Here is a 12,395-nt window from a genome sequence, read left to right as displayed (position 1 = left end):
TCCAATAGCTAAATTTGATGAGTTGATATTATTCAATGAATAAAACCTAACAGATAGCAAACTAGACTGTCTCATTTAGGTAGACTACACTGTCTATTAAATTTCAAATTAGCACTTCACCAATGAAATCGAAAGAAAGCCGGGCGATTAAATCCATGTCTTCTACCCCCACTCGAGGCACCACCTCCACTGCCACTTCCCCGCACGCCTCGATCGCCATTGTGGGTGCAGGACCCCGCGGGATCTCCATTATCGAAAGAATCGCCGCTTATCTCGGCAGGTCGGGTGCCGCAGTCGGTGACAGCGCCCAGTTCACGATTCACTTGATTGACGACGCGCAGCACGGCGCCGGGCGCATCTGGGACACGGAGCAAACCCACACTTTGTGCATGAATACCCTCGCAGGGGCCGTCACGCTCTTTACCGAGCCCGGCTCCACCGTCGGCGCGCCCGTTTTGGAAGGGCCCATCCAGTACGAATGGATTCAGCTGTTGCGTGGGGAGCGCGAGGGCATCGACAAGCCAAAGCAAGAGCTTTTCGATGCCTTCCCGCCGCATCCTTCCATCGCAAAGGAATTCGCGGCGGAGATCGCTGCGACGGTGCCCGAATCCAACCCTTCGCGCGCCCTCTACGGCGCCTACCTGCGCTGGGCACTAGAGGTTGCCCTGGCGCAACTACCTGACGGTGTTGAAGTGATTAACCACCGTGCCCGCGCGCTGAACATTCGTTCAGCAGAAGACGCGGACCTCATTGAGCTCTCTACCGGTGAGACCGTCGAAGCGCACGCTACCGTGCTGGCCTCTGGATGGACACAGCCTGCAGCCAATGCCGAAGAAGAAATCTTTGCCAACTCCGGGCTGACCTGGATTCGGCCTAATAACCCCATTGAACAGGACCTCTCCGTCGTCCCCGCTGGCGCCGACGTACTGGTGCGCGGGCTGGGCATGGGCTTTTTCGATGTCATGGCACTGTTGACCATCGACCGCGGCGGCGAATTCATCCCTGATCACTCCGCGCGCGCCGGGCTGAGCTATGTCCCTTCCGGAAATGAACCGCACTTTTATGTCGGCTCCGGCCGCGGCTACCCTTACCTGCCTAAATCGGAATATCACTCCCTGCCACCCAAGGCGAACCTTGCGCGTTTGAAGGAAGTTATCGCCGCGTATCAGGACGCCCCAGAGCAATCCATCGACTTCGGAGCCGAGGTGTGGCCGGCGATTGTGCGCGATGCCTACACCGAGTACTACACCACCTTGCACCGCGTGCGCCCTGAATCTCTCACCGCGACCTTAGAAGAGGTTCTTTCAGTCATCGAGTCCGTTGCCGTACCTTCCAACAGCAATGACGCCAGCGCCCTGCCTGCTGCCCTGGGCGCTGCGCTGCAGGATCTGACCACGGAGCCTTTCGAGCTCACTGACTGGATCGCACCACTATCGAAGAAGGGCGTCGGGGTTGCTGATTTCACTACCCGCGAGCTGACCACGCGGATTGCGAGCCGCCTTGATCGCGATATCCGCGAAGCCGTCGCCGCGCGCAACTCCCCACTGAAATCCGGCCTATGGGCTATTTCTGCAGCCCGCAAACCAGCCTCCATTTTGGGTTCCAATGGCCGCTTCATCTGGGAAACCCGCACGGGTGCCTACAAGGAATTTATGACTTTGGGACAGATGGTTGGCTCTGGCCCACCACTATTCCGCACCCGTCAATTGCTCGCCTTAGTCGATGCCGGCCTGGTCACCTTCGTCGGCGACCGCACCTCCGTGACGATTAAGACCCCGCCGGCCAGCAGCCAACAGGAATTCGTCATGACTTCAGGCTCCCGTGCCGTGCATTCGCCAGTGCTTATCGATGCCTGGATGCACCAGCCCGATGTCCGCCACCCCGGCGACAGCCTCGAGTTGTCTATTGCCAACCGCGTCACCCCATTTATCGAAGGCGGGAATGAGACCGGCTCCCCTGCCACCGACGATGAAACACGTCGCACCATCCACTCAGATGGATCAAAAGATCCGCGCCTGCACGTTGCGGGAATCCCGACCTATTCGCAGTGGCCAGACACCACAATTTCGCCAATGCCAGGGACGAATCCTCTCATGCTGCAGGAAACCGATAAGGTGGCGCGCAGCCTGCTTGTGACAGTGGGTGTAAAAATTTAAAGCCGCGAACAGCACGTATCGGTTTTGGTGCCGAAGTATGGCAAAATAGTTAAACTCTCAGCAGTATCTGCACATCGGGCACGCAGATCAGAGCTCAAAATCAATGCGTTCTACTTCAGGATTATAGGTTTTTGTCTACTTCACAGGTTTTAGTTTCATCCACTGCCAACTTTATCGAGGCCGCCCAGCGGCATCCTGATACCCAGCAGCGCTTGGCTGCGGCTGAAAAGGCACTTGCCGCAGCTGACAAGCTGCAGCTCACCCAGGCGCAGCTTGACTGGTGCTCAACCGAGCTGGGCCACGGCCTAACCGCGGCAGTATCAGCACAGGAATCTGTGGCAGAAGTGCTATCTGCCTACCCCACCGTGTCTGCCATCGCCCGCTTTAATGGCGCTGAGCATTCCCGCAATAAGACCACGCTGAAAGCAGTATTGGCGGACCAGTTGGGCTGCAAGAACAAGGACGTTATCAGCGCTGTGGCTGAGCTTGCTCCGGCTGAGGCTTCTCCTGTCGCGGTGGCCCCAGCCTTGCCGGAGCAACCGCATCTGATGTTGGAACCGGATACTGGCAAGCTTTACCTGATCCTGCCCGCCATCATGCCCAGCGATGATGAAAATATCGAGTGGCTAATCGATGCCGGCTTTGACAGCTTCCGCATCCCCGCCTCCCTTGATGAGGACGGCCGCCCGCAATGCCAGCGGGTGAGCATCGTCCAGCCCACCGCGCGCATCACCGTGACCAATTCCGCGACCGGCGAAAAGCTTCGCCTGCCGGTTATTGACTCCAGCTTCCCGGCCGTGGTCTTTAACCCAGATCTGCAGCGCGCCCAGGACCAAAACCGCATCACCACCTCCACGGCACTGATTTTGGCCCCGACGGGCACGAAGTTCCAGCTGCCCGCGGATGTTGTGGAGCCAGCCGAAACAACAGGGCCTGTAGAGTCTGCAGAACCCGTTGAAGCCGCTGAGCTCGACAGCGAGGAAGTTTCTGAAACCCCGGTCGCTTCTGACGCTCCGGAAGAAACCTTCCCAACTCGAACCGCTGTGCCTACGGATGAACTGAAATTTAGCTCCTGGCCCGAGTGGTCGCTCTTTGAATTCCGCGAGCTTGATATCACCAACGTGCTGTTGATGAGTTACGGCGCCGCAAACTCCACCTCGAAGGCCCACACCGTCAAGCAAGTACACATTGGCAATCTTTATGCGCCTCGCTGGTTCGACGCTGCCGGACGCATCAGCGATGCCCAAGGCGTCGACGGCAAGCCGCTGTATACCACGTCTCCAAAGCTTGCGCTGCCTAAGCACGATGGCGCTGAGTGGACCGTGGAGCTGTACTACACCGACACCACCGCTGAAGCTTATGCCTACGAAGAGCTGCCAGAGCGCGAATTGGTAGAAGAGAAGATTGAGCTTGACCAGCACGAAGGCAAGCCTTTCCCACTTTTCGACGATGTCTTTGAAGACGCCTGGATCGGCCACTACGACATTGACGTTTTGCGCAACGGCGAATTAGTCGAGCGCCGCACCTACAACATGGCCGAAGGCTTTAACCTTCGCGTGTCTTATACCGGCGACTCGGGCGCAAACTTTCGCCACCCTGACCAAACCGGTGACGCTAATGCCTACACCAAAGCATATTTCGCACCCCGGATTACTTCTGAGAAGTACATCGATATCCCCTTTGAGCGCGCGCAACCCATCGACCGCGATGAACGCTCCACTTCCTTTGTGATCTCCAACCCCGCTGATTATCACCTTGATGTTGTCGTCGTGCCGAAGGCGCTGGCGTACTCCGTCGATCAGCGTGGCGAGCAGCCTGATTGGGACTACTTCCCCAACACCATCGCTTTGGACTCACTGTCGAAAAATGGTGAGTTCCGTATTCACTTCCCCGGGGCCATCGGTGGCACTGCTTCCCTGCTACTAACACACGAGATCTCGCGCAAGGTCAAGGTCATTCAGCTCAAGCGCAAGCGTGGCGGAGCGATTTTCACCACCACCAATGCGTCTATCCGTGCGGCGTTTAAGTCGGCGCATGCATCCATCCTGGCGACCTTGGCTTGGCACCCTAAAAATGCGGCAGAGACCTGGGAAGAGCTCGATTCTGCCGGGAAGACCAAGCCTTATGAATCCGTAGCCGAATATGAAAAGGCTTATGCCGCGCACGCGACCCCGGATGTTGTCATCGCTACGACCGCGCGCTTTACGGAAACCGTTCCAGAGATCACCGCTAACATTGTCGGAGATAGCCTGCGGATTTCTGGCTACTCCAGCGACAAGGACCTAGCGGGCTTTTTATGGCCAGCTACCCGCCCAGACATTGAACCCTGGAGCGTTGCCTTTGACGCAGGTCTCAGCTGCACCGTGCCAGAAGAACTCCAGGACGCCGGCCCGCTGGTTCTCGACATCGTGGAATCTTATCCTGGTTTCATCGCTAAGGCGCCTAATCGCCCGACCTTTAGCGCCATCGTGGTCAACCAAGAAGGCCATTTTGACACCGCCGATGGCGCGCAGCTGTCATGGCAGTTGTCGAAGAGTAATGAGAAAGAGCGCATCGAAAAGCCTTTGCAACCGGCGCTGTGGCGTCACCTTTATGCACTGCGCAACGTCGATGACCCGCTGCTTTCCCCGCTGCGCGCTGCGGTGCGTCGGACCGTTAACTCGGACCCGCGTCACATGTTGGAGTCTTTGGGCCGCTCGAATGTGCGCGTTGGTGACCAGCCGGCGCTGACCATCTACCACGGTCTTGCGAATTTCGACTTCCATTCCAACGGTGAGCGCATGGTCGACTTCCGCGCCACCGCGTGGGTTTATGCCCTAGAGCTGCTTAATGAGCTTATCGATGGCAACCTCACCGGCGAAGCCCGCGAAAACGCGCTGGCATTTATCCAGCTCAATGGCGGCGACTACCTCACCGGACTTATCGATGGCTCCGTGCCCGCAACCTTGCCGCCAAAGACCGCTGAGCCTACTTCTTTGGTGCTCTCCCCACTGCGTGATACCCAGCAAATCATGAAAGAAGTCGTCACCGCTGCGCAGGCCAATGCACTTTCCGAGGCAGTTGAGGCGCTCAACGATATCGCTGGTGACCGCGGCATCGTCGACGCGAAGGCGTTGCGCCACGGCTGGTTTGAGCTGCTGCGCCACCGCCGTAAGTTCGAGGACATCGAAGGCCTTGTGGAACTGCGCCAGGAACTTTTCGAGCAAGAGGCCAACATGGTCGGCGACGATGTGCGCCGCCACCTCGTGCTGCTGCGCAAATTCGGAGCGACCTACGGCCAGCGTCAGAAGAACTGGTGGGCTTGGGGACCTTATATCACCGTGGCGGCGGCACATGTATCGCGCGCGGCTGCGGCGGAACAAAAGGGCATCGCGAAGTTCTTCACCCCAATCAAGTCTGAGCACTTGAAGGCGTGGGCGGATATTGCGCAGCTCGCTCCTACCTTGACGACCTATTACCTCGTTATGGAAGAAGCTCGCCAGCTAGTCCGCGCCCACGGCAGCATCTCAGCTACATAGTAGCTAGCGCCGGATATACGAAAATCCGCTGGCTTCCTCATCTGCGAAGCCAGCGGATTAATCTTTGTCTAAGAGTTCTATCTCAGCTTTAACTATGCTTTAGGAAGTCTTGCGCTCGCGCAGCTGTGCAAGCTCGTCAATTCCGACGACGGTTGCCTCACCCTCATCAAAGTCAACGCGCTCTGATGGGAAGGAAGAAATGGTGCCGGAGAGTTCCTTCATGATACCTGGAATGGCAATACCGAATACGCCCTGGCCACCAGCCAGCAAGTCAATAACTTCATCATTGGAACGGCACTCATAAACGGTGGTGCCATCGGAGACTAGGGTCAGCTCGGAGATTTCATTAACGCCCAAGTCGCGCAGGGAATCTACTGCCAAGCGGATATTCTGCAAAGAAATGCCGGTGTCCAGCAAGCGCTTGACGATCTTCAACACGAGCACGTCGCGGAAGGAGTAAAGGCGCTGCGAGCCGGAGCCGCGCGCGGTGCGGATCGAAGGGTTAACCAGGTTGGTGCGTGCCCAGTAGTCCAGCTGGCGGTAGGTAATGCCCGCAACTTGGCACGCGATAGGAACGCGGTAGCCAACCTGCTCATCAGGGCCTACATCAAAAAGGGATTCCTGATAAGGCTCGGTGGTTTCCTTGGTAACTTCTTGCGCAGCTTTTTCGATGTGGCTGCTGTCGCCAGTGATCAGGACTTCTTCGTTCTTAGACACGTAATTACTCCAATGATGTTTAGCTCAAAAGCTATAGGTTCATTATTTGCCATGGATTGCCAAACGTCAACCCTGGGGACTTCGCCGATGCTGCAAAGTCTCAATCTCTACTTAAACCTTAGACCCTGCAGATCTTGAATCCATCATTAGTGACACGCGTGTCATTCTTTTCTTAAAATTCGCAGCCCCAACACCCCCACCACTACCCCCAAGTGGCGTAAAGGTGCTGGCCAAAGCGGGTTTTACTCCTTATCGTCGGAGCTTTCCCCGTCTTCATCCCCCGATAGGTCATCCCCGGATGGCTCATCCTCCGATGCTTCATCTCCCGATTCTTCATCGAGGCGCAGCTCGTCTTCACTCAAGCCCATGGATTGCATCAGCTGGCTAAAGTCAGCATCGGCCTGCGCATCACCAGAGGCGGAAGTGGAATCCGGATCGCTACTTACTGGTCGCGAGGTGTGCCCCAGAATGAAAGAAGTCTCCGAGTAATCGATATCAAAGTATTGATCCAGATCATCTTCGGTGACGTAGATGCCGGACTTATTCAAGATCTCCTCATCCATAGTCACTGGGACATTAAAGTGCATGGACAAGATCAGGGCATCGGAAAGCCGCGCGTCCAGCGTATTTTCTGCGCCCGTGGTGACCTCGACATAAAAAGCCCCCTCGTGAACATTATTGATCACGATACTAATGACCCCGCCCTGGTCTTCTAGTAAATCTAGAAGCAGGTCATGGGTGTCTGGACGCGACGGGCTAAAGCCATCAGCACGCGAGCTTAAGCGCGCGCCGTCGGCTAAAGACATCCACACGGGGACAATCTTTTGAGAAGCTGGGTGCGCCAACAAAGCACATAAGAAGTCTTCGGGCTCCATCATGTGCACGCCGAGGAACTCTAGTTTCACCGCATTCATGGTCATCGCTTTCTAGTACAACTTTGTCTTAAAGTATGAAACCACCCTAATATTTTCACGCAGCTAATGCAGCGAAAAAGGGTGGTGTTGATAGCCCGTGGGCTGCTCTAAAATTCGTTGCGCAGGTCAGTTTTGACCAAAGTCGCGTGCAGCGAGACAACCAGCGCGGCCATCTGTGAAGACATTTCCTCTGCTTGCTGGCGCGCAGTGTCAGACTTCGAAGTAGCCACAGGCGTTACTACCTGAGAAATCAGGTCCGCCTGACGGCGAGCGTTATTGCGCAAAGACTTCAAGCGACGCTCATCGAAACCGAAAGCCTTCAGCGCTTCTGCCGAAGAAACAACCGAGACATCGTCAGCGGTGAAAAATCCTGAAGAATCCGGATGGATTAGGCCGATTTTTACCAAGGCCATGACTGTTGCCTCGGTGCTACCAGCCTGCTCCGCCACATCCTCACCAGTCAAACGGGTGATAACAGGTGCACGGAATTTATCCGCAGAAACCAACGTAGAGGTCTTCCCCGCACCGACAATCGCGGTGACCTGACCAGAATCCATGGCGTCGAGTTGCTCACGGATAACCTTCAGTGGCGTGTAGTTGTCACGCTGCTGGGTCAGAATGTAGCGCAGACGCTCCACATCATCTTCGGTGAATCGGCGATAGCCTGAGGCAGTGCGCGACGGAGCAATCAGCTTCTCTGATTCCAAGAAGCGGATTTTAGACACGGTGACATCAGGAAACTGCTGCTGCAGATTTTCCAAAACCACGCCGATGGACATGGTCTTTTTCTTTGGTGTCTTCGGAACGGGGTTAACCGCCGCTGCCTGTTGCTTCGCTGCACTCACGATGTTGTTATTCTCTCCGGAAAGATTTTATAGCTCTCGCCTGGCCTGCCCCGCCCCCAGCTCACTGCGAATGCACCGAGTTGGCTGCGGGTAAACCACAGTCATGTTATTTACTAATAAACAGTCTCTCACAAAAAGAGACTGTTTTGTTTAAGAACTAGAATTCTACTTCTTATTAGCGATGAAGACTAGTCGGAATTTACCGATCTGAATCTCATCTCCAACTTCTAGTTCCTGGGAGTTGCGTGGCTCGCGGTTAACGTAGGTGCCGTTGAGAGATCCAACATCGACGACCTCGAACTTGTCACCATCGATACGGAATTCAGCGTGGCGGCGAGAGACCGTGACATCATCAAGGAAGATGTCCGCTTCTGGGTGGCGGCCAGCGGTAGTGGTTGGCTGGTCAAGCAAGAAGCGTGCACCCGCATTCGGCCCACGTTTTACAACGAGCAGGGCCTGGCCCTCAGGCAGATTATCTGCGCCTGCAGTGGAGGCATCGGTGCTCGTAGCAGCAGAGTTCTCCATTTCTTTGAGCAGGTCCGCGCGGAAAACCGAAGTGGTTTCAACCTGTGGTTCTGGAGTGCCATTGTTCTCGGCCATGATGTTTACCTCCGTTTGAGTGGGCAAAGTAGACGGTATTTCTTTACTAATTTCATAATAGCGACTTTCTCGCACGCTGCGGGCAGCCGCTGGTGTTTTCGCTATCTAAACAGATTACCAATCCCCCCGATGACCGAGTTGCCAGACCCAGCTAGCGGGTTATCGGAGACCATATAAGTCCAGGTTGCCGATGGGCGCGCAAGACCGGAATCATCCATGTGAGCACCGGCTTCATCGATTTCGACAGTGGTGAAAGTCTCCACTGCTTCATCCACGGCACGTTGGGCAAGCTCTTTAAATTCCCTCACGGCAATGCGGTGGTACTCATCAATGGGGGTCTCCCTCGCAATTGCCCGCAAGTGAATAGATTCACGAACATCATCCATCATTTCCAGGTGGTCCGCCCACGCCATATCGAGATGGAAAAGCATAATTTCACGCGCAGCGGTGATTTTCGCGTCCGTGGAGACATCGGCAAGCTCTGCGGCACGTTCAGGAGCTCGTGCAGTGAGCTCCTGCCAGGCTTGGTCGGTATCGAGCAGGTTCGCACGCCGCTTGTCGATGATCACCCGCTGATCCGCCAGCAACTGATTATATTTCCAAGTCTGGGCATGGATCTCGAGCAACTGCCCCTCTGTCACGCGCTGGCAGTGGCTAATAAAGTCATAGACACGTTTGGCATCAAGGCGCCCATCTGGTGCTGGTTTAATGACCAAAGAGTCATCTTCTCCGCCTTGGGCGACCACGTCATCTTCCAAGGAAACGAAAAACATCGACAACCCCGGGTCACCTTGGCGCCCAGAACGGCCACGCAGCTGGTTATCTAGGCGTGCAGTGCGGTGCTTGGACGTGCCGATAACGGCTAGTCCACCGCTTGCAACTACTGTCTCGCGGTCACGGCCATCGGCGCCGCCGAGTTTGATATCGGTGCCGCGACCAGCCATCTGCGTTGACACCGTCACACGGCCCTCATCGCCGGCTTCGGCAATGATGCGTGCTTCTTCCTCATCGTTTTTCGCATTGAGCACATTGACGGTAATGCCCAGCTCACCGAGCACTTCTGCTAAATCCTCCGACTCAGCAACGTCTTGGGTACCCACAAGTACCGGTTGGCCCGTCGCGTGTAAGGTCTGGATTTCTTGAACGATGGCGTGGTTTTTCTCCGCCAAGGTGGCATAGACGCGGTCTTGTTCATCGAAGCGCTGCAAAGGCTTGTTGCGCTCAATGACAGAGACGTGCAGGTCATAGAATTGGCGCAGTTGGTCGGTTGCCTCGACCGCAGTGCCGGTCATGCCGCATACGGTGGGATAACGCCGCATCAATTCCTGCAAAGTAATCGTATCTAGAATGCGCCCGCCTTCAGATACTTCTAGGCCCTCCTTTGCTTCGACAGCGGTCTGCAGCCCATCTGGCCAGCGTTGCAGGTCGGCGACGCGGCCTTTGGACGCATCGATAAGCTGCAACTCGCCACCACTGACGATGTAGTGAATATCGCGAATCAGCAGCGCCTTAGCGTGCAGCGCCAGGTTGACTTTCACCAGCACATTGCCGATGTTTTCTTCCGAATACAAAGAATCAATACCGAGTTCTTTTTCAACACGGTGCGCGCCTGCATCGGAAAGCGCAACCGTGCGTCCATCTTGGCTGATGTGATAATCAATATTTTCCCGCAGCCTAGAGACCACATCGGTAATCTGCCCGGTAGGCGCATCCCCCTTGCGCGAGCCGGCTAAGACTAAAGGCACCAGGGCTTCATCGACAAGCACTGAGTCCGCCTCATCCACCAGCGCTACATCCGCCGGGGTCTGAACCGCCTGCTCACGCGCGGTAATCTGGTTATCGCGCAAGACATCAAAGCCTAATTCGTTAACGGGGGCATAAATAATATCGCTGCGATAGGCACTCCGGCGCTCATCAGCCGAAAGCTTTTCGGTCACGCTGGCAACGCTAAGCCCAAAAGTTTCAACCAGCGGCCGCATCCATTCAGCATCGCGGCTGGCCAGGTAATTATTGACCGTCACCACGTGCACGCGCTTGCCGGTCAAAGCAAAGCCTGTCGCGGCCATCGCGCCGACCAAAGTCTTACCCTCACCCGTGGCCATTTGAATAACGTCGCCTTCTAATAGGCGCAGCACCGCTTGCGACTGCACGTGATAAGGCTTAAGCCCCAGCTTGCGCTGCGCAGCCACCGCCAAACAAGCTAAGAAAGTTGACTTATCTTCTAACACTCCCCCCGCAGCGCATACGCGTGCACGGGCGGCAAGCTCTGCGTCATCAAGAAGCGAAAGCTGCTCTACCAAGCCTTCAGAATCGGTCACAATGGACTTAGATTTTTTATTGTTACGCTCGGACGATGAGCCCATTGCCTTCCAAAACCAATTGAATGCTGCCATGAGTGTTATTCCATCTCCCTAAAGCGGTATGTGTGATTTCTATTGACTCTAGTAGGGCAAGCTAACCCCACAAGAACCCAGCCCGTTATTCTATAAATCATGCAATCCGCGAATGTCACGTTTTCGTCTGCGGCCGGCCACCGTATCGCCGGCACCATCGATTTTCCTGATTCTCCGCCTAAAGCGTACGCAATCTTCGCGCACTGCTTCGCCGGCCACCGCCACACCCCAGGTGCAGCACGCGTCAGCAAGCAGTTGACCGAGTTTGGAATTGCGTGCTTGCGCTTTGATTTTCCAGGCTTGGGCCAGTCAGAGGGTGACTTTGCCGATACCTCATTTAGTGACAACGTCGCTGACATTCAGGCAGCAGCGAACTGGCTGAGTACCGAATACAATGCGCCGCAACTGCTCATTGGTCACTCTCTCGGCGGTGCGGCGGCACTCGCGGCGGCCGGATTGATCGATTCGATTAACGCCGTGGCGACCATCGGCGCACCTTTTGATCCTGCACACTCGGTGCTGCACTACGCCGATAAAATCAGCGCGGTCGACGAATATGGCGCTGTCGAAGTTGTGCTGGGCGGACGGCGCCTCACCATTTCCCGAAAGTTCTTAGAGGACCTTGCTGATACCAACCCCGAGGATTACCTGCGCGGGATGCGCAAGCCGTTGATGCTGGTGCACTCTCCAATTGATCAGACCGTTGGGATTGAAAATGCCCAGACCATCTTCCGCGTGACCCGCTACCCAAAGTCTTTGGTTGCACTCGACAAGGCCGATCACCTACTCACCCGCCAAGGTGCCGCGCAGCGTGCGGCCGACCTTATTGGCGCCTGGGCGGAGCAATACCTAGAACCGGATTACATTCCGGAAGAAGTAGGCCCTGGCGCTGCGGTCTCGCATTTGGCTAATGGCACCAAATTCGGCGTGGTGGTGCGCAACAATGATCGCTCCATCTCTACGGATCGCACCAAGTCCGACGGCGGTCGCGGGCGCGGGCACACAGCCGAAGGACTTTTGATGTCCGCTTTGGCCGCTGGCACAGCACAGGCTGTTAAGGAAGCAGCAAAGGGCATGTCGCTTGACGATGTCAATGTCACCGTCACCCACATTCACGAAGCCACCTTTGAACGCCGCATTGAATTGGTCGGCACATTAAGTGCTACGGAGAAAGCCACGCTGCTGGCTGCTGGCAAAGACGCAGAGATTGTTTCGTTGGTTTCTTCTGCTCATATCGTGGATGTGTTTTAAG

General features: G+C 55.9%; 8 protein-coding genes. 3 read left to right on the top strand and 5 right to left on the bottom strand.

Features of this window, described 5'->3' with window-relative positions; translation table 11 throughout:
- The first annotated feature begins 155 nt into the window (after positions 1-155).
- Positions 156-2,156 (top strand): FAD/NAD(P)-binding protein, encoded by a 2,001-nt coding sequence (locus tag CSTAT_RS06310; RefSeq protein WP_075722842.1) that lies wholly within the window; start codon positions 156-158, stop codon positions 2,154-2,156.
- A 131-nt stretch (positions 2,157-2,287) separates the two neighbouring features.
- Positions 2,288-5,674: a hypothetical protein gene (locus CSTAT_RS06305; RefSeq protein WP_244892917.1), complete on the top strand. Its 3,387-nt coding sequence runs from the start codon at positions 2,288-2,290 to the stop codon at positions 5,672-5,674.
- Between the two features lie 99 nt (positions 5,675-5,773).
- On the opposite strand, the gene CSTAT_RS06300 is transcribed toward CSTAT_RS06305, so the two are convergent.
- The 5 genes from CSTAT_RS06300 to secA2 form a co-directional block, all read right to left on the bottom strand.
- A complete protein-coding gene (locus CSTAT_RS06300) occupies positions 5,774-6,346 on the bottom strand; it encodes a MerR family transcriptional regulator (protein WP_066797587.1) in 573 nt (190 codons plus the stop codon).
- Between the two features lie 287 nt (positions 6,347-6,633).
- Positions 6,634-7,311 (bottom strand): bifunctional nuclease family protein, encoded by a 678-nt coding sequence (locus tag CSTAT_RS06295; protein WP_244892916.1) that lies wholly within the window; start codon positions 7,309-7,311, stop codon positions 6,634-6,636.
- Positions 7,312-7,412: 101 nt separating this feature from the next.
- Positions 7,413-8,150: a transcriptional regulator FtsR gene (gene ftsR / locus CSTAT_RS06290; RefSeq protein ID WP_066839885.1), complete on the bottom strand. Its 738-nt coding sequence runs from the start codon at positions 8,148-8,150 to the stop codon at positions 7,413-7,415.
- A 165-nt stretch (positions 8,151-8,315) separates the two neighbouring features.
- Positions 8,316-8,750 (bottom strand): oxoglutarate dehydrogenase inhibitor Odhl, encoded by a 435-nt coding sequence (odhI, locus tag CSTAT_RS06285; RefSeq protein WP_066793863.1) that lies wholly within the window; start codon positions 8,748-8,750, stop codon positions 8,316-8,318.
- Positions 8,751-8,851: 101 nt separating this feature from the next.
- Positions 8,852-11,143, bottom strand: a complete 2,292-nt coding sequence (gene secA2 / locus CSTAT_RS06280; RefSeq protein WP_075722840.1) for an accessory Sec system translocase SecA2 — start codon at positions 11,141-11,143, stop codon at positions 8,852-8,854.
- 99 nt (positions 11,144-11,242) lie between these two features.
- Here secA2 and CSTAT_RS06275 point away from each other — a divergent pair, with 99 nt between their 5' ends.
- Complete coding sequence (locus tag CSTAT_RS06275; protein ID WP_066793857.1) at positions 11,243-12,394, top strand: bifunctional alpha/beta hydrolase/OsmC family protein; 1,152 nt, start codon at positions 11,243-11,245, stop codon at positions 12,392-12,394.
- Position 12,395 lies beyond the last annotated feature (1 nt).

The organism is Corynebacterium stationis (assembly GCF_001941345.1).
Lineage (GTDB): Bacteria > Actinomycetota > Actinomycetes > Mycobacteriales > Mycobacteriaceae > Corynebacterium > Corynebacterium stationis.
The sequence above is the reverse complement of the archived record's forward strand: the minus strand, read 5'-3'. Positions and strand labels throughout refer to the sequence as shown.